21 protein-coding genes are annotated in these 20,342 nt (G+C 74.2%); 11 read left to right on the top strand and 10 right to left on the bottom strand.

From position 1 onward, the window contains the following. Positions 1-40: 40 nt before the first annotated feature. Genes ACI789_RS06780 through ACI789_RS06760 form a run of 5 tightly spaced genes read left to right on the top strand, consistent with a single transcriptional unit; the run spans position 41 to position 4,436 of the window. Positions 41-850, top strand: a complete 810-nt coding sequence (locus tag ACI789_RS06780) for a purine-nucleoside phosphorylase (protein WP_457007373.1) — start codon at positions 41-43, stop codon at positions 848-850. After that, positions 847-1,710 (top strand): NAD-dependent epimerase/dehydratase family protein, encoded by an 864-nt coding sequence (locus ACI789_RS06775; RefSeq protein WP_457007371.1) that lies wholly within the window; start codon positions 847-849, stop codon positions 1,708-1,710. Before ACI789_RS06780 ends, ACI789_RS06775 begins: the two co-directional genes overlap by 4 nt. Continuing rightward, on the top strand, positions 1,707-3,356 hold the full coding sequence (locus tag ACI789_RS06770; protein ID WP_457007369.1) for a phospho-sugar mutase: 1,650 nt from the start codon (positions 1,707-1,709) through the stop codon (positions 3,354-3,356). Before ACI789_RS06775 ends, ACI789_RS06770 begins: the two co-directional genes overlap by 4 nt. Positions 3,357-3,360: 4 nt before the next feature. Then, entirely contained in the window at positions 3,361-4,059 is a 699-nt protein-coding gene (locus ACI789_RS06765; protein ID WP_457007367.1) for a haloacid dehalogenase type II, read from the top strand. Continuing rightward, positions 4,056-4,436 (top strand): VOC family protein, encoded by a 381-nt coding sequence (locus ACI789_RS06760; RefSeq protein ID WP_457007365.1) that lies wholly within the window; start codon positions 4,056-4,058, stop codon positions 4,434-4,436. Before ACI789_RS06765 ends, ACI789_RS06760 begins: the two co-directional genes overlap by 4 nt. Positions 4,437-4,442: 6 nt before the next feature. Here ACI789_RS06760 and ACI789_RS06755 read toward each other — a convergent pair whose 3' ends face one another. Together ACI789_RS06755 and ACI789_RS06750 are read right to left on the bottom strand one after the other, a co-directional pair. Then, a complete protein-coding gene (locus ACI789_RS06755) occupies positions 4,443-5,441 on the bottom strand; it encodes an ABC transporter substrate-binding protein (RefSeq protein WP_457007363.1) in 999 nt (332 codons plus the stop codon). Beyond that, positions 5,438-5,614 carry a hypothetical protein gene (locus ACI789_RS06750; protein WP_457007361.1) on the bottom strand — a complete coding sequence of 59 codons (177 nt, stop codon included), beginning with the start codon at positions 5,612-5,614 and terminating at the stop codon, positions 5,438-5,440. The genes ACI789_RS06755 and ACI789_RS06750 overlap by 4 nt, the downstream gene beginning before the upstream one ends. A 104-nt stretch (positions 5,615-5,718) precedes the next feature. Here ACI789_RS06750 and ACI789_RS06745 point away from each other — a divergent pair, with 104 nt between their 5' ends. Then, complete coding sequence (locus ACI789_RS06745; protein WP_457007359.1) at positions 5,719-6,306, top strand: DUF6318 family protein; 588 nt, start codon at positions 5,719-5,721, stop codon at positions 6,304-6,306. Between the two features lie 441 nt (positions 6,307-6,747). After that, the gene (locus tag ACI789_RS06740; protein WP_457007357.1) at positions 6,748-7,215 is read left to right on the top strand and encodes a hypothetical protein; all 468 of its coding nucleotides are present in this window, start codon (positions 6,748-6,750) and stop codon (positions 7,213-7,215) included. 79 nt (positions 7,216-7,294) lie between these two features. Here ACI789_RS06740 and ACI789_RS06735 read toward each other — a convergent pair whose 3' ends face one another. Next, positions 7,295-8,182: a Gfo/Idh/MocA family protein gene (locus ACI789_RS06735; RefSeq protein ID WP_457007355.1), complete on the bottom strand. Its 888-nt coding sequence runs from the start codon at positions 8,180-8,182 to the stop codon at positions 7,295-7,297. After that, positions 8,179-8,826 carry a uracil phosphoribosyltransferase gene (gene upp / locus ACI789_RS06730; protein ID WP_457007353.1) on the bottom strand — a complete coding sequence of 216 codons (648 nt, stop codon included), beginning with the start codon at positions 8,824-8,826 and terminating at the stop codon, positions 8,179-8,181. Before upp ends, ACI789_RS06735 begins: the two co-directional genes overlap by 4 nt. A 50-nt stretch (positions 8,827-8,876) precedes the next feature. On the opposite strand from upp, the gene deoC reads away from it, so the two are divergent. From deoC to ACI789_RS06710, 4 genes are all read left to right on the top strand, one after another. Continuing rightward, positions 8,877-9,872, top strand: a complete 996-nt coding sequence (gene deoC, locus ACI789_RS06725) for a deoxyribose-phosphate aldolase (protein WP_457007351.1) — start codon at positions 8,877-8,879, stop codon at positions 9,870-9,872. A 1-nt stretch (position 9,873) separates the two neighbouring features. Further along, on the top strand, positions 9,874-11,349 hold the full coding sequence (locus ACI789_RS06720) for an aldehyde dehydrogenase family protein (protein ID WP_457007349.1): 1,476 nt from the start codon (positions 9,874-9,876) through the stop codon (positions 11,347-11,349). After that, positions 11,346-12,215, top strand: a complete 870-nt coding sequence (locus ACI789_RS06715; protein ID WP_457007347.1) for an aldehyde dehydrogenase family protein — start codon at positions 11,346-11,348, stop codon at positions 12,213-12,215. Before ACI789_RS06720 ends, ACI789_RS06715 begins: the two co-directional genes overlap by 4 nt. Before the next feature lie 77 nt (positions 12,216-12,292). Next, positions 12,293-13,693 (top strand): hypothetical protein, encoded by a 1,401-nt coding sequence (locus ACI789_RS06710; RefSeq protein ID WP_457007345.1) that lies wholly within the window; start codon positions 12,293-12,295, stop codon positions 13,691-13,693. A gap of 203 nt (positions 13,694-13,896) precedes the next feature. Here the strand turns inward: ACI789_RS06710 and ACI789_RS06705 are convergent, their stop codons facing one another. The 6 genes from ACI789_RS06705 to ACI789_RS06680 all read right to left on the bottom strand — a co-directional run bounded on the left by ACI789_RS06705 (position 13,897) and on the right by ACI789_RS06680 (position 20,342). Next, the gene (locus ACI789_RS06705; RefSeq protein WP_457007343.1) at positions 13,897-15,405 is read right to left on the bottom strand and encodes a DEAD/DEAH box helicase; all 1,509 of its coding nucleotides are present in this window, start codon (positions 15,403-15,405) and stop codon (positions 13,897-13,899) included. A 230-nt stretch (positions 15,406-15,635) separates the two neighbouring features. Next, the gene (locus ACI789_RS06700) at positions 15,636-16,712 is read right to left on the bottom strand and encodes an adenosine deaminase (protein WP_457007341.1); all 1,077 of its coding nucleotides are present in this window, start codon (positions 16,710-16,712) and stop codon (positions 15,636-15,638) included. 68 nt (positions 16,713-16,780) lie between these two features. After that, positions 16,781-17,602 carry an ABC transporter permease gene (locus ACI789_RS06695; protein WP_457007339.1) on the bottom strand — a complete coding sequence of 274 codons (822 nt, stop codon included), beginning with the start codon at positions 17,600-17,602 and terminating at the stop codon, positions 16,781-16,783. Further along, positions 17,599-18,504, bottom strand: a complete 906-nt coding sequence (locus ACI789_RS06690; RefSeq protein ID WP_457007337.1) for an ABC transporter ATP-binding protein — start codon at positions 18,502-18,504, stop codon at positions 17,599-17,601. Before ACI789_RS06690 ends, ACI789_RS06695 begins: the two co-directional genes overlap by 4 nt. A 138-nt stretch (positions 18,505-18,642) precedes the next feature. Continuing rightward, entirely contained in the window at positions 18,643-19,926 is a 1,284-nt protein-coding gene (locus ACI789_RS06685; RefSeq protein WP_457007335.1) for a thymidine phosphorylase, read from the bottom strand. Further along, positions 19,923-20,342, bottom strand: coding sequence for a cytidine deaminase (locus ACI789_RS06680; protein ID WP_457007333.1), 420 nt, complete (start codon positions 20,340-20,342; stop codon positions 19,923-19,925). Before ACI789_RS06680 ends, ACI789_RS06685 begins: the two co-directional genes overlap by 4 nt.

The raw sequence follows: 20,342 nt of genomic DNA, 5'->3' as shown, positions 1-20,342 counted from the left end.
AGGCGGGCCGCCGGGACCGGCGCTGCGTTAGCGTCCGTGCGTGAGTGCACCTGCGGTCAACGACCCCTCCCAACTCGCCGCCCGGGCGGCCGGCGACCTCACCGCCGCCCTCGGCGACGGCCACGACGTCGCGATCGTCATGGGCTCGGGCTGGGCCCCGGCCGCCGACGCCTTCGGGGCCGCCGCGGCGAGCGTCGCGATCGGCGACCTGCCCGGCTTCGCCGCCCCGACCGCGGTCGGCCACGGCGGGGAGGTCCGCTCGGTGCGGGTCGGCGACCGCCGGGTGCTGCTCTTCCTCGGGCGCACGCACCTCTACGAGGGCCGGGGCGTCGAGCCGGTGGTCCACGGCGTCCGGACGGCGGCCGCGGCCGGCGTGCGGAGCGTCGTCCTCACCAACGCCGCCGGCGGGCTGGCTCGCGAGCACCGGGTCGGGCAGGCGGTGCTCATCAGCGACCACCTGAACCTGACCGCGCGCTCGCCCCTGGTCGGCGCCACGTTCGTCGACCTCACCGACCTGTACTCCGCACGGCTGCGCGCGCTGGCCCGCGAGCTGGACCCGACGCTGACCGAGGGCGTCTACGCGGCGCTGCCCGGGCCGCACTACGAGACGCCGGCCGAGATCCGCATGCTGCGCACCCTCGGCGCCGACCTGGTGGGCATGTCCACGGCGCTGGAGGCGATCGCCGCCCGCGCCGCGGGCCTGGAGGTCCTGGGGCTGTCGATGGTCACCAACGCCGCCGCCGGGATCACCGGCGAGAAGCTCGACCACGAGGAGGTCCTGGCGGCGGGCAAGGCCGCGGCCGGCCGACTGGGCGAGTTCCTGGTGCAGTTCGTGGGGCGGCTGCCATGAGCGGCCCGGTGCTCGTCACGGGGGCGGCCGGGCGGATCGGCACGGTGCTGCGCGGCGGGCTGCCCGAGCGCGGCTGGGCGGTGCGGTCGCTGGACGTCGTCCCGATCGCCGACACCCGGCCCGGCGAGGAGCAGGTGGTCGCCGACGTCACCGACCTGGCGGCGGTGGTGGACGCCGTCGACGGCGCCTCGGCCGTGGTGCACCTGGCCGGCATCTCCGGCGAGTCGACCTGGCCGGCGATCTCGCACGCCAACATCGAGGGCACGTACTGCGTGCTCGAGGCGGCACGGCGGGCCGGTGTCCCGCGGGTCGTGCTGGCCAGCAGCAACCACGCCACCGGGTTCACCGAGCGGCCGGCGTCCGGTCTGCTCCGCGAGGAGGACGCCCCGCCGCGGCCGGACACCTACTACGGCGTCTCCAAGGTCGCGATGGAGGCGCTGGGCTCCCTCTACGTCGACCGGTACGGCCTGGACGTGGTCTGCCTGCGCATCGGCAGCGCCTTCCCCGAGCCGACGACGGTGCGGCAACTCTCGACGTGGCTGTCCCCTTCCGACCAGGTCGGCCTCGTCGACGCCGCGCTTCGGGCGCCCTCCCCCGGCTTCGCCGTCGTCTGGGGCGTGTCGGCCAACACCCGCAACTGGTGGGACCTCACCGCCGCCCGGGCGCTCGGTTACGACCCGCAGGACGACGCCGAGGTGTTCGCCGACGCGCTGGTCGAGGTGCACGGCGAGCCCGACCTCACCGACCCGGTTCACGCCCGCGTGGGCGGCGAGTACACGACGGCGGCGTTCGACGCCGAGGAGTTCGAGCCGCCGCTCCCGCGCGGCGACATCGCGCCCGGCAGCGGGGTGGAGCGGTGAGCACGCTGCCCCGGGCGGCCATGCGGCTGCTCGACCGGGCCCGCGACTGGGCCGACGCCGACCCGCACGACGGCGACCGGGCCGAGATCGAGGCGCTCATCGAGGCCGAGAACTGGCCCGAGCTGGAGAGCCGGTTCGCCGGGCCGCTGACCTTCGGCACCGCGGGCCTGCGCGGGCCGCTGCGGGCCGGGCCGGCCGGGATGAACGCCGCCGTCGTCACCCGGGCCGCCGCGGGGCTGGCGCGGTACCTGTCCGACGAGGGGCACGCCGGGGGCGGGGTGGTCATCGGCTTCGACGCCCGCCGCCGCTCCGACGAGTTCGCGCACGTCTCGGCCGCGGTGCTGGCCGGCGCGGGGTTCGCCGTCCAGGTGCTGCCACGGCCGCTGCCCACGCCGGTGCTGTCCTTCGCCGTCCGGCACCTGGGGTGCGTGGCCGGGGTGATGGTGACCGCGAGCCACAACCCGCCCGACGACAACGGGTACAAGGTCTACCTCGGCGACGGCCGGCAACTGGTGCCCCCGGCCGACCGGCAGATCGAGGCCGCGATCGCGGCGGTCGGGCCGGCCCGCGAGGTCCCGCTGTCCGACGACTGGGTCACCCTCGGCGACGACGTCCGGGACGACTACGTGGCCGCCGTCGTCCGGGCGCTGCAGCCGTCGTCGGTGCCGGCGATCGTGCGGCAGGGGCTGACGGTGGCCTACACCGCGATGCACGGGGTCGGGGCGGACACCACCCGCGCGGTGTTCGCCGCCGCCGGGTTCGCCCCGCCGGTCAGCGTCGAGGAGCAGGACGCGCCCGACCCGGCGTTCCCGACCGTCGCCTTCCCCAACCCCGAGGAGCCCGGCGCGATCGACCTGCTGACCGCGCTCGCCGCCGACCTCGACGCCGACGTGGCGATCGCCGAGGACCCCGACGCCGACCGGTGCTCGGTGGTCTGCGACGGCCGGCAGCTGACCGGCGACGAGGTGGGCGCGCTGCTCGCCGACTGGCTGCTGCGCCGCGGCGTCCGGGGGACCTACGCGTCCTCGCTGGTCAGCGGGTCGCTGATGCGCGTGGTCGCGTCCGCGCACGGCGTCCCGACCGCGGAGACGCCGACCGGGTTCAAGTGGATCATGCGCGCGGGGTCCGACGCGGCGCCGCTGGTGTTCGGCTACGAGGAGGCGCTGGGCTACTCGGTGGCGCCGTCGGTGGTGCAGGACAAGGACGGCATCTCCGCCGCGCTCGCGGTCGCGCTGATGACCGCCGAGCTGCGGGCGACCGGCCGCACGCTGCTCGACCGGCTCGACGAGCTCGCCGTCGAGCACGGGCTCTACGTCACCGGGCAGCTGTCGGTGCGGGTCGAGGACCTGTCCCGGATCGGCGAGATGATGGCCCGGCTGCGTGCGGACCCGCCGTCCCGCCTGCTCGGCCGGGACGTCGTGGCCGGCGACCTGCTCGAGGCGACCCCCGCCGTGGACGCCGTCCGGCTGATCGGCGACGGGGTGCGGGTGATCGTCCGGCCCAGCGGCACCGAGCCGAAGCTGAAGGCCTACCTGGAGACGGTGGTGCCGGTGGCCTCCTCCGCCGCGGTCGCCGACGCGCGCCGCCGGGGCGCCGACGAGCTCGGGCGGCTGCGGGCGGAGATGTCCGCCGCTCTGGGGGTGTAGGCCGGTGGACGTCCGCGCGCTGGTCTTCGACGTGTTCGGCACGGTCGTCGACTGGCGCGGCGGGGTCGCCCGCGAGGTGCGGCGGCTGCTCGGCCCCTCGGTGGACGCGCTCGCGATCGCCGACGACTGGCGCGGGCGGTACGTGCCGTCGATGGAGCAGGTCCGCTCCGGCGAGCTGCCGTGGACCCCGCTCGACGCGCTGCACCGCTCCTCGCTGGACGACGTCCTCGCCGACGCCGGGCTGGCGTCCACCTCTGCCGACGTGCGGGAGGAGCTGGTGCTCGCCTGGCACCGGCTGGACCCGTGGCCGGACGTCGTCCCCGGGTTGACCCGGCTGCGCCGCTCGTACGTGCTGGCGCCGCTGTCCAACGGGAACGTGGCGCTGATCGTCGACATGGCCCGCCGGGCCGGTCTGCCCTGGGACCTGGTGCTCGGCGCCGAGATCGTGCGGCACTACAAGCCCGACCCGGAGGTCTACGACTCCGCGGCGCAACTGCTGGCGCTGGCCCCGCCAGAAGTGCTGATGGTGGCCGCGCACGTCGACGACCTCGTCGCCGCCCGGGCGCGCGGGCTGCGGACGGCGTACGTGCACCGCCCCGACGAGTTCGGCCGGCGGCGCGTGCCACCGGCGTCCGACCCGGACGCCGACCTGTCGGTGACGTCCTTCCTCGAACTGGCAGACCGACTGGGGTGTGCACCGTGATCACCGGCTTCCACACGATCGTCTACTCCGAGGACCCCGAGGCGACCCGGGCGTTCTTCCGGGACGTGCTGCGGTGGCCGTCCCTGGACGCCGGCGGCGGGTGGCTGATCTTCAAGACCCCGCCCGGCGAGCTCGGCGTGCACCCCACGGCGGAGGAGCCGGCCGAGCGCTGGGCGACGGTCCCGTTCCACCAGGCGACGCTGGTGTGCGACGACGTCGCCTCGACGATCGTGGAGCTGCGCAGCAAGGGCGTCGCGGTGCGCGACGACGTGCAGGACCAGGGCTTCGGGCTGCTGACCTCGATCGACGTGCCCGGCGCCGGCTGGATGATGCTCTACCAGCCGCGGCACGGGCTCGCGTACGAGCTGGAGGGCTGAGCCGGTTCAGCGCACCGGGGCCAGCAGGGAGTCCAGGTCGACCTCGCCGTCGAGCAGTCCCTGGGTCTCGGCCAGGTCGGTGAAGACCTCGAAGGTGTCCTCGCTGACCTCGGTGTTCCACTCCGGCAGGCGGACCTGCGCGGCCAGCTCCGGGGAGATGTCCAGGTAGGTCGGCAGGATCGCCCGGACGGCGTCCGGGTTCTCCTGGGCGTAGGTGAGCGACTCGTTCATGGCGGTGGTGAAGCGCTCCACCACGTCGGCGTTCTCGGACGCGAACTGCGCGCTCGTGAAGTAGGTGGAGACCTCGATCTGGACGTCGGTGAAGTCGTTCAGCGGCGTGGTGAGGACGCGGACGCCCTGCTGCTCGGCGAGGGTGACGAACGGCTCGACCAGCCACGCCGCGTCGACGTCCCCCGCCTGCAGCGCCGCGGCCATGTTCGGGAACGGCAGCTCGACGAACTGGATGGACGACGGGTCGCCGCCGTCGGCACGCACGGAGGCGCTGACGACGCTGTCGCCGATGGCGTTGATCGTGTTCGTGGCGACCCGCTTGCCCGCGAGGTCGGCGGGCCGGGTGATCGCCGGGTCCGCCGTCACGATGGTGAAGGGGTCGGCCTCGGGGTCGCCGGTGCTGTCGACGGCGCTGCCGATGACCTGCACCGGCAGGCCGCTGGACGCGGCGACCACCAGGGACAGGTTGTTGCCGAACCCGATGTCGATGCTGCCGCTGGCGACGCCCGGCACGATCGCCGCGCCACCCTGCCCGGCGCTCAGGTCGAGCTCGATGCCCTGCTCCTCGAAGAAGCCCTGCTCCTGGCCGAGGTAGACGGGGGCGACGTCGATGATCGGGATGATCCCGAGCGCGACCGTCGTGGTCCCCGTGCCCCCCTCCGAGCCGCCGCCGGCGTCCGACCCGCCGTCGTCGCCGGAGCAGCCCGTCACGAGGAGCAGGGCGGCGGCGAGGGCGGTGCCGGCCCGCAGGCCGGCAGCTCGGGTGGAGGTCATGGGCAGATCGTGACACGGCCCACAGGCTGGTGCCCGGACGTGGCGGCATCGCCGGTGGTGGCGTCGGCGGCGGCTGTGTTGCTGTTGGCGGCATCGGTGTTGCTGGCGGCGGTGGTGGCGTCGGCGGCATTGCCGGTGTTGCTCGCGCAGTGCCGGTCCTGCAGGACCCGCAACGGTCGAGGAACCCCGGCAATGCGATCGGGTGGATGTCCACAGGGCTGCGTGCCCGTGCCGCCGACGCTCCGTAGTCTCCCCGGGACCGGTGGACGACTCGGGGGTGGACGTGGCACGGGCGTGGAGCCTGCGGCTGGTGGCGGGCCTCGCGGTGGGCGCGGCGGTGCTGGGCGGGTGCTCAGAGGGGCAGGAGGCGGCGGACACGCTGCCGAGCGCGGACGCTCCTGCGGCGACGGAGGAGGAACTCCCACCTCTCGGGCCCGGGGACCTGCCGATGCCCGACGAGGCCCGGACTCAGGACGCCGCGGGCGCCGAGGCCTTCGTCCGCTACTACATCGACCTCATCAACCGGACGTCGACGGTCATGGACGCCGCTCCCCTGCGCGAGTTCAGCGACGGCTGCCGCGACTGTGACCGCATCGCTTCCACCATTGAATCCGACATAACTGCGGGTTACCGGTACGAGGGCGGAAACATTACCGTCACGGAGATTGCACAACCCCTCCTCGAGGGCGACACGGCTGAGATGGCGATGCAGGTAGATCAAGCGGCCCTAGTCGTGCTTGACAAGACTGACACAAGCGTCGAGGAACTTGGATCTCCTACATACGAGGGCCTGAGTGGTGGCGCGGCATTGAGTTGGGATGAGCAGCGCCAGTCTTGGCTCCTCACCGCACTAACTCTCGAGTAACACATGCGCTTCGCTATACGGGTCAGCTCGATAGTAGTCACATTCCTCGTTCCGCTGATGATGTCTAGTGCGGCTATGGCAGAAAACTGCGGCCGACGCCTCTGTCCAGTTGTTGAGAACGCGCCCGGCGCGCTAACCGCTGCTTATGTGGTGGCCGAGCCCGGTTCATCCTGGGTCGCCAACTCATCCGCTCCCCAAGATCATCCGTACACGTACCGACTGATCGATCCCTGCGTGGAGAACGACACGACAACCGGTAGTTGTCAGGGAGTCGACTTCCGGGCCTGTCCAACCCCGCCTGATCGAGTGGCCGACTTCCTCCTCGTCCAACAGCGGCGGCTGGTACTACCCGACGGGACCACGGTTGATGGCTTCGCCGTGACGCCAGGGACGCCTCCAGGGACCGGGGTGGGACCGTGGCTGAATCTCGTCCGGACGTGCGTGGACATCACGGCGCTGAACCCGCCGCCGTCCCCCGGTGAGGTGTTCCGCTACTTCCAGACCCTCCCGCTGCCCCAGCTGGACACCCAGCAGCAGCCGCCGGGCAACGCCCTCGTCGGCCTGCCGGTCGTCTTCCACACCGACGGCCCGACCACCCAGACGTTCACCGTCGACATCCGGGGCTTCACGGTCGACATCGTCGCCACCGCGACCGGCTTCACCTGGCACACCGGCGACGGCACCGACCTCACCAGCACCGACCCCGGCGCCCCGTACCCGGACCACTCGGTCAGCCACGAGTACCCCAGCGGCACCTACACCGCCTCGCTGACCACCACCTGGAGCGGCACCTTCAGCGTCGACGGCGGGGCCAGCGCCGACGTCCCCGGCACCACGTCCACCGACGGCCCGCCCGTGACGTTCGACGTCCTGCAGGCGCGCCCTGTCCTCACCAACCCGTACGACTGACACTGCGGGTCTTTCTCGTGCTGTGCGGGTCCTGCAGGGTCCGCACAGCACGAGGAACACCCGCAAAGCCGACGAACCGTTACACCGTCTCTCGGCAGCCCGAGGCCAGCGCCCGCTCCGCCGTCGCCAGCACCGCGACCACCTCGCGCGCGAAGCCGACGTCGCAGGGGTGCGCCCCGCCGGTCATCGCGGCCTGGCCCAGCTCCTCGACCGCGACCGACAACGCCTCGACCGGGTGCTCGGTGTCGGGCAGCAGGACCACCCGGCCGGCGTCCCCGTGCACGTAGAACTCGATGCCGGTCGACATCGGCGCGACGGTGTGCGACAGCGTCACGGTCGACGCCACCCCCGCGGAGTGCTGCAGCACCAAGTGGACGGTGTCCCCCGCGCCGGGGCCGGCCTGCACCGAGGTCACCGGCCCGAGCGCCGGGAGCAGCAGGGACAGCGCGTGCGGGCCGATGTCCCACAGCGCCCCGTGCTGCCGGCGCCAGGCCGAGTCGAACGGGCTGCCGGCGAGCGCGCTCAGCCACGTCCCCGCACCCCCGACCAGCATGGTCCGGCCGGCCTGGGCCAGCCACGACGACGTCCCGGTCTGGAAGCGGAAGGTGAAGAAGACGACCGAGGCGACCCCCGACGAGCGCACCGCCGCGACGACGCGGTCGGCCTCCTCGACCGAGAGCCCGATCGGCTTCTCCAGCAGCAGGTGCTTGCCGGCGGCCGCGGCCCGCTCCACCAGGCCGACCTGCACCGACGGCGGGACGGCGATCGCCACCGCGTCGACCTGCTCCAGGAGGGCGTCGAGGTCGGCGTACCCGGGGACGTCGAACTCCGCGCCGACGGCCTTGGCCTTGGCCAGGTCCCGGCCCCACACGCCCACGAGGGACGCCGTCGGGTGCTCGGCGAGCGCGGCCGCGTGGACGGTCTGCGCCCAGTGACCGGTGCCCAGCACGCCGAAGCGCACGGTCACACCGCCCCGAACTGCCGGTCCCCGGCGTCGCCCAGGCCCGGGACGATGTAGGCCTTGTCGTTGAGCCCCTCGTCGACCGAGGCGGTGAACACCCGCAGCGGCAGACCGCTGGCCTCCAGCCGGGCGATGCCCTCGGGCGCGGCCAGGGCGCAGAGCACGGTGATCGAGGTGGCGCCGCGCGCGGTCAGCAGCCCGCAGCAGTGCACCAGCGAGCCGCCGGTGGCCAGCATCGGGTCCAGGACGAACACCTCGCGGTCGACCAGGGACGCCGGCAGCGACGCCATGTACGCCTCCGGCTGGAAGGTCTCCTCGTTGCGGGCCAGCCCCACGAAGCCCATCTGCGACTCCGGCAGCATCCCGTGCGCGGTGTCGGCCATGCCCAGCCCGGCCCGCAGCACCGGCACGATCAGCGGCGGGGCGGCCAGCCGGTAGCCGGTGGTGCCGGTGACCGGCGTGGTGATCGGCTCCTCCGCCACGGCGAGGTCGCGGGTGGCCTCGTAGACCAGCATCTGGGTGAGCTCCCGCAGTGCCGCCCGGAACGCCGCGTTGTCGGTCCGCTCGTCGCGCATGCGGGTCAGGCGGGCACGGACGAGCGGGTGGTCCACGACGGTCAGCTGCACGCGGGCCACCGTATCGGCCGCCACCAGCCCACCGTGTCGGCCAGGGGAGATCGGGCTCGGGGGAGAATGCGCCCATGACCCACGTGCTCGACCCCGACGCCCTGACGGCGGAGACCCCGCCGCGGCGCGAGCCCCTGGCGCCGTTTCGCGACGTGACCCGCTCCGACGCCGCCTTCCGGGCGTTCCTGCACGGCCTGCCCGGCGTCGACCAGGTCGGCGCCGAGGCCCGTGTCGGCGTGCTCGGCACCCGGTCGATCAAGACCACCGCCAAGGCCTGGGCCATCGACACCGCGATCTCGATGGTCGACCTCACCACGCTCGAGGGCGCCGACACCCCGGGCAAGGTCCGCTCGCTGGCGGCCAAGGCCAAGCAGCCCGACCCCACCGACCCGACCTGCCCGCGGGTGGCCGCGGTCTGCGTCTACGGCGACCTCGCCGGCGTCGCGACCGAGGCGCTCGCCGGCACCGGCATCCACACCGCCGCCGTCGCGACCGCCTTCCCCAGCGGCCGGGCCAGCCGTGCGGTCAAGCTCGCCGACGTGCGGGACGCCGTGGCCAACGGCGCCGACGAGATCGACATGGTCATCGACCGCGGGGCGTTCCTGGCCGGCCGCCACCTCGACGTCTACGACGAGATCGTCGCGGTGAAGGAGGCGTGCGGCACCGCCCACCTCAAGGTCATCCTCGAGACCGGCGAGCTGGTCACCCTCGACAACGTCCGCCGCGCCTCCTGGCTGGCCATGCTCGCCGGCGGCGACTTCATCAAGACCTCCACCGGCAAGGTCTCCCCCGCCGCGACCCTGCCGGTGTGCCTGGTGATGCTCGAGGCGGTTCGCGACTTCCGTGCCGCCACCGGCCGCCAGGTCGGCGTCAAGCCCGCCGGCGGCATCCGGACGACGAAGGACGCCGTCAAGCACCTGGTCCTCGTCAACGAGGTCGCCGGCCCCGACTGGCTCTCCCCCGACTGGTTCCGCTTCGGCGCCTCCAGCCTGCTCAACGACCTGCTCCTGCAGCGGCAGAAGCTGCGCACCGGCCACTACTCCGGCCCCGACCACGTGACGGTGGACTGACGTGACGATCACCCCGCCCAGCCCGGCCCAGCCCGCCACGCCCTTCGAGTACGCCCCCGCCCCCGAGTCGCGGTCGATCGTCGACATCGCGCCGTCCTACGGGCTGTTCGTCGACGGCGAGTTCGTCGACGGCACCGGGACCTCGTTCAAGACGGTCAACCCGGCCACCGAGGAGGTCCTCTCCGAGGTCACCGAGGGCACCGCCGAGGACGTCGACCGCGCCGTCCGCGCCGCCCGCCGCGCGTTCACCCGCGTGTGGGGGCCGATGCGCCCGGCCGACCGCGGCAAGTACCTGTTCCGCATCGCCCGCCTGCTGCAGGAGCGCGCGCGGGAGTTCGCCGTCCTGGAGTCGCTGGACAACGGCAAGCCGATCCGGGAGTCCCGCGACGTCGACGTCCCCCTGGCCGCGGCGCACTTCTTCTACCACGCCGGCTGGGCCGACAAGCTGGACTGGGCGGGCCTCGGGCCGGGCCCGCGGCCGCTGGGCGTCGCCGGCCAGGTCATCCCGTGGAACTTCCCGCTGCTGATGCTGGCGTGGAAGGTCGCGCCCGCGCTGGCCACCGGGAACACCGTCGTCCTCAAGCCGGCCGAGACCACGCCGCTGACCGCGCTGCTGTTCGCCGAGGTCTGCCGGCAGGCCGACCTGCCGCCGGGCGTGGTGAACATCGTGACCGGCGCCGGCGACACCGGCCGGGCCGTGGTGGAGCACGACGACGTCGACAAGGTGGCCTTCACCGGGTCCACCGAGGTCGGGCGGTCGATCGCCCGGGCCGTCGCCGGCACCCGCAAGACGCTGACCCTGGAGCTGGGCGGCAAGGCGGCCAACATCGTCTTCGACGACGCCCCGATCGACCAGGCCGTCGAGGGCATCGTGGAGGGCATCTTCTTCAACCAGGGCCACGTGTGCTGCGCGGGCAGCCGGCTGCTGGTGCAGGAGTCCGTCCACGACGAGGTGATCGCGAGCCTGCAGCGGCGGATCGGCACCCTGCGCGTCGGCGACCCGCTGGACAAGAACACCGACATCGGCGCGATCAACTCGGCGGAGCAGTTGGCCCGCATCCGGGAGCTCTCCGACATCGGCGAGGCCGAGGGCGCGCAGCGCTGGCAGCCGGCCTGCGAGCTGCCCGACCGCGGCTTCTGGTTCCCGCCGACGGTGTTCACCGACGTCTCCCCCGCCCACCGCATCGCCCGCGACGAGGTCTTCGGGCCGGTGCTGTCCGTGCTGACCTTCCGGACGCCGGACGAGGCCGTCGCCAAGGCCAACAACACCACCTACGGGCTGTCGGCCGGGGTCTGGACCGAGAAGGGGTCGCGGATCCTGAAGATCGCCGACCAGCTGCGGGCAGGCGTGGTCTGGGCCAACACGTTCAACAAGTTCGACCCGACGTCGCCCTTCGGCGGCTACAAGCAGTCCGGCTACGGCCGGGAGGGCGGCCGGCACGGGCTCGCCGCGTACCTGAAGGGGGCCTCGGAGTGAGCCCGGACCGTCTCGCCGTCCGCAAGACCTACAAGCTCTACGTCAACGGGGCCTTCCCGCGCTCGGAGTCGGGGCGCACCTACGAGGTCACCGACGCGAAGGGGCACTTCCTGGCCAACGCCGCCTGGGCCTCCCGCAAGGACGCCCGGGACGCCGTCGTCGCCGCCCGCGCCGCCTTCGGCAAGTGGTCCGGCGCCACCGCCTACAACCGCGGCCAGGTGCTGTACCGGGTGGCCGAGGTGATGGAGGGCCGGCACGTCCAGTTCTGCGACGAGGTCGCCGCGGGCGAGGGCCTGTCGGCCTCCAAGGCCCGGGCCGCCGTCGACGCCGCGATCGACCGCTGGGTCTGGTACGCCGGGTGGACCGACAAGCTCGGCGCCGTCCTCGGCGGGGCCAACCCGGTCGCCGGCCCGTACTTCGACTTCTCCCTCCCCGAGCCCACCGGGGTGGTCGCCGTCCTCGCGCCGCAGCGCTCCTCGCTGCTCGGACTGGTCAGCGTGCTCGCCCCGGTGCTGGCCGGTGGCAACACCGCCGTGGTCGTGACCTCGAAGCAGCGCCCGCTCCCGGCGGTCACCCTCGGCGAGGTGCTGGCGACCAGCGACGTCCCCGCGGGCGTGGTGAACCTGCTGACCGGCGACGCCGGGGAGATCGGCCCGTGGCTGGCCGAGCACGACGACGTCGACGCCGTCGACCTCACCGGCGCCCCGGCCGGCCGCGCGATGGAGCTGGAGCGGCTGGCCGCCGGCAGCATCAAGCGGGTGCTGCGCCCGCCGGCCGAGGAGCCGGACTGGACCGCCGACCCCGGGCTGACCCGGCTGACGCGCTTCCTCGAGACCAAGACCGTCTGGCACCCGATGGGCGTCTGAAGGACCTGACGCCCCCTGAGAGACCCCCTCGGCAACCCGGAGGTGCGCTCCCAGGGGGAGCGGGCAGGATGTGCCCCGTGGCAAGGCCCAGCATCGTCCCGATCGCCCTGACCCTCGACGACCGCACCGGATACACCCTGTGGGCCCCGCCGTGGGAGGAGGACGGCGAGGAGTGGCAGGCGTTCCTCGGCACGTCCGAGGGCGACCGGGCCAGCGTCCACCTCTTCCCGACGCCGGCGGCGCTGGCGGCGTTCTGCCGCAGCCGCACCGACCACGACCTGGCCGACCACCCGGTCTGGCCGGTCGTCGTCGGCCTGGGCGCCGCCGACCTGACACCGGACGACGACCACCGCTACGACCTCGACGGCGTCTACGACATCGCCGCGGAGAACCCCGACCGCTGGGCGGTGGAGGAGCTCGCCGCCACCGTCGACATCGTCAGCCGGCTGGCCGAGTGCCTGGACGTCGACGACGAGGACGAGCTGGACGACGAGCTCACCGACGACGAGGACGAGCGCGACGTCGACGCCGACGTCGACCTCGACCGCCGTCCGGACGCCGACGTGGGGCGCGGCGGGGAGTTCGGCTCGCTGGCCGAGCTCGTGGCCCGCCCCGAGGTCGGGTCGCTGGGACTGGGCGTGGACGCGTTCGTCGGCCGGTCCGGCGAGGACGCGTGGATCGGCGTCGGCAACGCCCTCGACGACCTGTGGGAGGACGTCCTCGAGGAGCTCGACGCCCACCTGGACTGGACCGGCGGAGGGACCGTCACGCTCGACGAGTACCCCTCGGCGTCGGAGACCGAGGACGGCGAGGACGTCGCGGAGGAGACCGCGGCCGCACCGGCCCCCACGGAGTCGGCTGCCGCCCCGGTGAGCGCCATCGCCCGCACCGGCCGGATCAGCGCCACCCCGTCCGAGGTCGCGAAGGCCGCCGAGTTCTGGGAGGCGGTCGGCATCCTGCCGGTGGAGGTCGTCGTCCCGGAGGGCGCCGGGGTGACGCTGCGCTGCTACGTCGACGACCGGGCCCGCTTCCTGGGCCGCGACGGCGAGGTGTACCTCTTCTCCTCCCCCGCCGACCTCTCCCGGTTCTGCGCGAGCAACGAGGAGCACGACCTCTCCGAGATCGCGTCCTGGCCGGAGGTCGCCGACACCGACGTCCCGCCGCTGCCGGCCGAGCAGGACCGCTACGACCTCACCGAGCTCACCGACGTCCTGACCGAGGTGGCCGACGGGGCCGCGGGGCTCGCCGACCACCGCGCGCTGGCCCAGCCGGTGGAGGGCGTGCGCGACATCGCCGAGTACGCCGGGCTCGGCCGGGTCGACGAGCTGCTGCGCCCGTCGGAGCCGCTGGGCCGGGCAGTGGCCCGCGCCGAGCGCGAGCCCGAGGCCGTCCTGCGCGCCGAGGACGCCGCCGCGCTGCGGCAGCCCTGGGACGAGGTGGTCGCCCAGGTCAGCGGTGCCCTGACCTTCCGCGACTGAGCGAGGCCCCTCCGCGCGGGCCCGGAGCGGAGCCCTAGCCCTCACGCCGCGTTGATCATGGGGGTCTTGCCGCAGGACTCGCCGTTCCCCGGCGTGTCCGGGTGCAACACCCCCATGATCAACGCGGGGAGGGCGCCACAGCACAGACGGCAGCGACCGGCCCCGGGGAACCCCGGGACCGGCCGCTGCCGTGTGTCAGGTGCTCAGTCGGAGAAGTCCGCCGAGCGGCTGGGCCGCCGGCCCTGCCCGCGGTAGCCGCTGGGACGACGGTCCCCGCCGCCGGAGCGCTCGCCGTACGCGCGCTCGCCGTGGGACCGCTCACCCGCCGGGCGCTCGCCGTCCCGGCGCGGCCGGTCCCCGTAGGGACGACGCGGCCGGTCGCCGTCGCGACGCGGGCGCTCGCCGTCCCGCCGCGGACGCCGGCCGCCGGGACCGCCGGAGGGACGCCGGGACTCGCGCACCGGGCGCTCGACCGGCTCGACGTGCACGCCGCTGGCGACCAGCTCGGCGATCGGGGTGTCACCCGGGCGGATCCGGCTGACCGTCGGCTCCACCTTGGCCTGGCGGAACCGGCGCTTGGCCTGGCCCACCTGGTCGGGCAGCAGCAGCGAGACGACCACACCGGCGGCACCGGCGCGGGCGGTGCGGCCCGAGCGGTGCAGGTAGGTCTTGTGGTCGGTCGGCGGGTCGTAGTGCAGGACCAGCGAGACGTCGTCGACGTGGATGCCGCGCGCGGCGACGTCGGTGGCGACGAGCACCGGGCTGCGGGCGTCGGTGAACGCCTCCAGCGCGCGGCGGCGGGCCGACTGCGGCAGCCCGCCGTGGATCGCCTCGGCCTTGATGCCCACGGCCTTGAGGTTCTCGGTGAGCCGGTCGACGCCGAGCTGGGTGCGGGCGAAGACGATGGTGCGGCCCGGACGCGCGGCCAGCTCCTGGGTCACCGGCACCTTGTCCCGGAACGCGACGCTGTAGGCCAGGTGCTCGGCCGGCGGGGCGTCGTCGCCGGGGCGCTTGACCTCGTGCCGGGCCGGGTCCTTGAGGTAGCGGCGGACCAGGGTGTCGACCTCGCCGTCCAGCGTGGCCGAGAACAGCAGCCGCTGGGCGTCGGGGCGGGTCTGGTCGAGCAGCTCCTGCACCACGGGCAGGAAGCCGAGGTCGGACATGAAGTCGGCCTCGTCGATGACGGTGACGGCGACCTCGTCGAGGGTGCACTCACCCTGGCCGATGAGGTCCTGCAGCCGGCCCGGGGTGGCGATGACGACGTCGACGCCGCGGCGCAGCTGCTGGATCTGGCGGTACATGGAGGCACCGCCGTAGACGGTGGCCAGCTGCACGCCGGTGGCCTGGCCCAGCGGGGCCAGGTTGTCGTGCACCTGCTGGGCGAGCTCACGCGTCGGCACGAGGATGAGCCCGCGCGGCGCGCGGCGGCCGCGCAGGACGTCCTCACCGAGCCGGGCGAGCAGGGGCAGGCCGAAGGCCAGCGTCTTGCCCGAGCCGGTGGCGGCCTTGCCGAGCACGTCACGCCCGGCGAGGGCGTCGGGCAGCGCGGAGGCCTGGATGGCGAAGGGGTGCCGGATGCCGCGCCGCTCGAGCGCGGTGACCAGCGGCTGGGGCAGGCCCAGCTGGGCGAAGGTCGGGCCGACCGGTGCGGCGGCCTCGACCTCGGGGGTCTCAGGGGTGGTCTGGACGTCGACAGTGTCGAACGTGGTCATGCGGGTGTGGGACTCCGATACGACTCGGGCGCGTCCCGTGGTGGTGCGCGGACACCGGCAGACCGGCGTCCTCACTGGCGATCACGACGTCAGGAGACGCTGCTGATCTGCACGGATGCGCTCATGCCCGGACGGACCGTCCGGGAGGATGACCGGCGAGTGCCGGTCCACTCACGGTAGCAGCGCAGCGCGACCAGGGATTCCCGAGCGCGGGGTGGCCCCCGCCACCCTCAGCCGCGCAGCGCGGCGTACCCGGGGCGGACCACGTCGGCCCGCAGCCGGTCCCGCTCGCCGTCGGCGAGGAACGCGCCGGCCAGCGCCCGCTCGGTGACCGCCTGGACGTCGTCCCAGTCCCAGCCGAAGGTCGCGACGACGTCGGCGAACTCGCTGGTCACCGAGACGCCGCTCATCAGGCGGTTGTCGGTGTTGAGCGTGACCGCGAACCCGAGCCGGTGCAGCCGGTCGACCGGGTGCTCGGCCAGCGACGGGTACGCGCCGGTCTGCACGTTGGACGACGGCGCCACCTCCAGCGTCACGCCGTCCGCGCGCACCCGCTCCGCCACCGGGCCCAGCGCCCCGTCGGGCCCCACCTCGTCGGCGATGCGCACCCCGTGGCCCAGCCGCTCGGCGCGGGCGCCGTCCAGCGCGGCGACGATGCTGTCGACGCCGGCGGCCTCGCCCGCGTGGATGGTGCGGTGGGCGCCGGCCCGGTCGAGCAGGGCGATCGCCGAGGGGTGGCGGTCGGGCGGGAAGCCGATCTCGGGGCCGGCCAGGTCGAACCCGACCACCCCGGCGTCCCGGTGGCGGACGACGAGGCCGGCCACCTCGTCCCACCGGTCGTTCTGCCGCATGGCGCACAGCAGCGTGCCGACGGTGATCGGCGTGCCCGCCGCGGCCGCCTCCGCGCTGCCCTTGGCGAACCCGTCGAGGATCGCCTCCACCGCCTCCTCGATCGGCGTGCCCTCCGCCGTGAGCAGCTCCGGCGCCATGCGCACCTCGGCGTACACGACGCCGTCCGCCGCCAGGTCGAGGGCGCACTCGCGGGCCACCCGCTGCACGGCCTCGGGGCGCTGCATCACCCCGACGGTGTGCGCGAAGGTCTCCAGGTACTGCACCAGCGAGCCGGAGTCGGCGGCCTGCCGGAACCAGCGGCCCAGCTCGTCGGCGTCGTCGGCGGGCAGCGCCCGGTACCCGGCCGCGTCCGCCAGCTCCAGCACCGTCTGCGGCCGCAGCCCGCCGTCCAGGTGGTCGTGCAGGAGGACCTTCGGGGCGCGGCGGAGCGAGGCGGCGTCGAGCGGTGCGGGCACGACGACACGCTACCCACCGGTGACGGCCGGTCAGCGGTCCGTCGGTTTCCGCGGAAACCGACGGGATGTCAGTCGGTCCCTCGGTCCTGCCAGCGGAAGGTCAGGGCGCACAGGACCAGGCCGGCGACGCACCAGAGGCCGAGCACCAGCGCGACGGTGCCGAGCTCCCACGACCCCGCCGGTTCGCGGGCGGCCAGCGCGTCCGGGAGGAAGACCGAGCGCAGACCCTGCGCCAGCCACTTCACCGGGAAGACCGCGGCGACGTCCTGCAGCCAGCCCGGCACCTGGTCGAAGGGCATGAACACGCCGGAGATGAACTCGAGCACGAGCGCGATGGGGGTGACCGTCGCCGACGCCGAGCGGCCGTTGCGGGCCAGCGTCGACACGACGATGCCCAGCAGGGTGCACGCCGCGGCGCCGAGGACCGACACCCACGCGAAGGTCAGCCAGTCGGTGCCCGAGGGCAGGTCGATGCCGAACACGAGGACGCCGACGAGCAGGAGCAGCGCGATCGTCGCGACCGCCACCGCAAGCACCTGCACGACCTTGCCGGCGAAGTACGCGCTGGCGGGCATGGGGGTCCCGGCGAGGCCCTTGAGCGTGCCGTCCGAGCGCTCCGCGGCGATGTGGATCGCCATGTTCTGCAGGCTGGCGCCGACGATGCCGGCGGTGATGACCCCGGCCATGAAGTACTGCGGGAAGTCGACGCCGGCACCGAGGTCGTAGTCGAGCACCGCGCCCAGGCCCAGCAACAGGATCACCGGGAAGGCGAGGGTGAAGACCACCGACTCGCGCTGGCGGAAGAACTCCTTGAGCTCGACGCCGGCGCGGGTCAGGTAGACCCGGCCGAACGAGGGAAGCGCGGCCCGCTCGGGCGCGGAGACGGTCACGAGTGGTCCCCGATCATCTTCAGGTAGACGTCCTCCAGCGTGGGCCGGTTGACCGACAGGTCGGGCACCTCGCCGGGGAAGCGGGCGGCCAGCTCGCGCACGAACGCGGTGGGTGTCGTGGTCTCGGCGGTGCGCCGGACGCCGTCCTCGGTCCAGCTGACGACGGCGGGTGCGGTGCCGCGCCCGCCCAGCGCCGTCGGGACGGCGACCTCCGCGAGCTGGCCGCGGGCGAGGACACCGACCCGGTCGGCCAGCGTCTCGGCCTCGTCGAGGTAGTGGGTGGTGAGCAGCATCGTGGTGCCCAGGTCGCGCAGCGAGCGGATCAGCGCCCAGAACTGCCGCCGCGCCTCGGGATCGAAGCCGGTGGTCGGCTCGTCGAGGAAGAGCAGCCGCGGACGGCCGACGATGCCCAGCGCGACGTCCAGCCGCCGGCGCTGGCCACCGGAGAGGGCGCGGCCGCGGGCCCCCGCCTTGTCGGTGAGGCCGACCAGCTCCAGCACCTCGTCGGGGTCGCGGGGCTCGGCGTAGTACGACGCCCGCGCCGTGACCAGCTCGCGGACCGAGAGCTGGCTGTCTCCCGCGCCCGACTGCAGCACGATGCCCAGCTGGGCCTTCCACCGGCGTCCGCCCTTGGCCGGGTCGACGCCGAGCACGCGGACGTCGCCGCCGTCCCGCTTCCGGTAGCCCTCGAGCACCTCGACCGTGCTGGTCTTGCCGGCGCCGTTGGGCCCGAGCAGCGCGAAGATCTCGCCCCGCCGGATGTCGAGGTCCAGGCCGTCGACGGCGGTGCGGTCCCCGTAGCGCTTCACCAGGCCGCGGATGGAGATGGCGGCGTCCGGGTCCAGCGGGTCGCCGGGCCGCGGCCTGCTGTCGGCCACCACGGGCGCGGACGTACTCGTCACGAGGAGACAGTCTCCCACTGCGTCACTGCCGCCCTCCGGGCCGCACCGCGACCGGGCCCTCCCGACGATCATGGCGCGGTGACCACGCCCGGGGCGTCCGAGGTGGTCACCGCGCCATGATCGCGGAGGCGACGGGGGTCAGGACGCGGTGATGCGGTCCAGGACCAGCGGGAGCGGCTGGTCGTCGGTGTCGATCCCGATCGCGCCGTCCAGCGCCTCCAGCGCCCGCTCGATGCGCGCGGGGTCGTCGGTGTGCAGCTCGAGCAGCGGCTGCCCCTCGGTGACCGGCTCGCCCACCGCGGCGGTCCAGGTGACACCGGCCGCGGCCGACACCGGGTCCTCCTTGCGGGCCCGGCCGGCGCCCAGCCGCCAGGCTGCGACCCCGAGCGCGTAGGCGTCCAGGCGGGTCAGCGTGCCGGTCGCCGGCGCGGGCACCACGTGCTTCTCCGCGGGCTGCGGCAGGGGCGCGTCCGGGTCCCCGCCCTGGGCGGTGATCATCCGCCGCCACACGTCCATCGCCCGGCCGTCCCGCAGCGCGTCCGCGGGGTCGACGTCGGACCGCCCGACCCCGGCCAGCATCTCCCGGGCCAGCGCGAGGGTCAGCTCGACGACGTCGGCCGGACCACCCCCGGCGAGCACCTCCACCGACTCGGCCACCTCGACGGCGTTGCCCGCGGCGCGGCCCAGCGGCCGGTCCATGGCGGTCACCAGCGCCACGGTGTGCACCCCGGCCGCCTCGCCCAGGCCGACCATCGTGCGGGCCAGCTCGCGGGAGGAGTCCGGGTCCTTCATGAACGCCCCGGACCCGGTCTTGACGTCGAGCACCAGCGCGTCGGCGCCCTCGGCGATCTTCTTGCTCATGATCGAGCTGGCGATCAGCGGGATCGACTCGACGGTGCCGGTGACGTCGCGCAGCGCGTAGAGCTTCTTGTCCGCCGGGGCGAGGTCGTTGCCGGCCGCGCAGATGACCGCGCCGACCTCCCGCAGCTGGCGGAGGTAGGCCTCCTCGTGGACGTCGGCCCGCCAGCCCGGGATCGACTCCAGTTTGTCCAGTGTGCCGCCGGTGTGGCCCAGCCCCCGGCCGGACAGCTGCGGCACCGCCACCCCGCAGGCGGCGACCAGCGGCGCCAGCGGCAGCGTGGTCTTGTCGCCGACCCCGCCGGTGGAGTGCTTGTCGGCGGTCGGCCGGCCCAGCGGCGAGAGGTCCTTGCGCTCGCCGGAGTCGATCATCGCCTGGGTCCAGACGGCGAGCTCGTCGGCCGACATCCCGCGGAAGAACACCGCCATGAGCAGCGCGCTCACCTGCTCGTCGGGGATCGTCCCGTCGGTGTAGGACCGGATCACCCAGCGGATCTGCTCCGGGGTCAGCCGGGCGCCGTCCCGCTTGGCCCGGATGACGTCGATCGCGTCGACGGCGCTCACGCCCGGCCCTCCCTCTCCGCGGCCGCGACCAGGTCGTCCGGCCCGAACGCGTCCGGCAGCACCTCGCGCATCGGGACGATCCCCAGCGACACGGTCTCGATGAGCATGTCGGCGCCGCCGTGCTCCCACAGCAGCTGCCGGCAGCGGCCGCACGGCATGAGCGGCTGCCCGTCCCCGCCGACGCAGGCGACGGCCACGAGCCGGCCACCGCCGGTGCGCACCAGGTCGCTGACCAGGCCGCACTCGGCGCACAGGCCCAGCCCGTAGGAGGCGTTCTCCACGTTGCAGCCGGTCACCACCCGGCCGTCGTCCACCAGCCCCGCGACGCCCACCGGGAACCGCGAGTAGGGGGCGTAGGCGTGGGTCATGGCCTCCCGGGCCGCCGTCCGCAGGGCGTCCCAGTCGATCTGTGGCAC

This window comes from Geodermatophilus sp. SYSU D00965, assembly GCF_054050075.1.
The sequence above is the reverse complement of the archived record's forward strand: the minus strand, read 5'-3'. Positions and strand labels throughout refer to the sequence as shown.

Excerpts from the sequence above, each read along its gene's own strand:
- ACI789_RS06755 (WP_457007363.1), bottom strand. The coding sequence starts at position 5,441 with ATGACCTCCACCCGAGCTGCCGGCCTGCGGGCCGGCACCGCCCTCGCC.
- deoC (WP_457007351.1), top strand. The coding sequence starts at position 8,877 with ATGACCCACGTGCTCGACCCCGACGCCCTGACGGCGGAGACCCCGCCG.
- ACI789_RS06705 (WP_457007343.1), bottom strand. The coding sequence starts at position 15,405 with ATGACCACGTTCGACACTGTCGACGTCCAGACCACCCCTGAGACCCCC.
- ACI789_RS06775 (WP_457007371.1), top strand. The coding sequence starts at position 847 with ATGAGCGGCCCGGTGCTCGTCACGGGGGCGGCCGGGCGGATCGGCACG.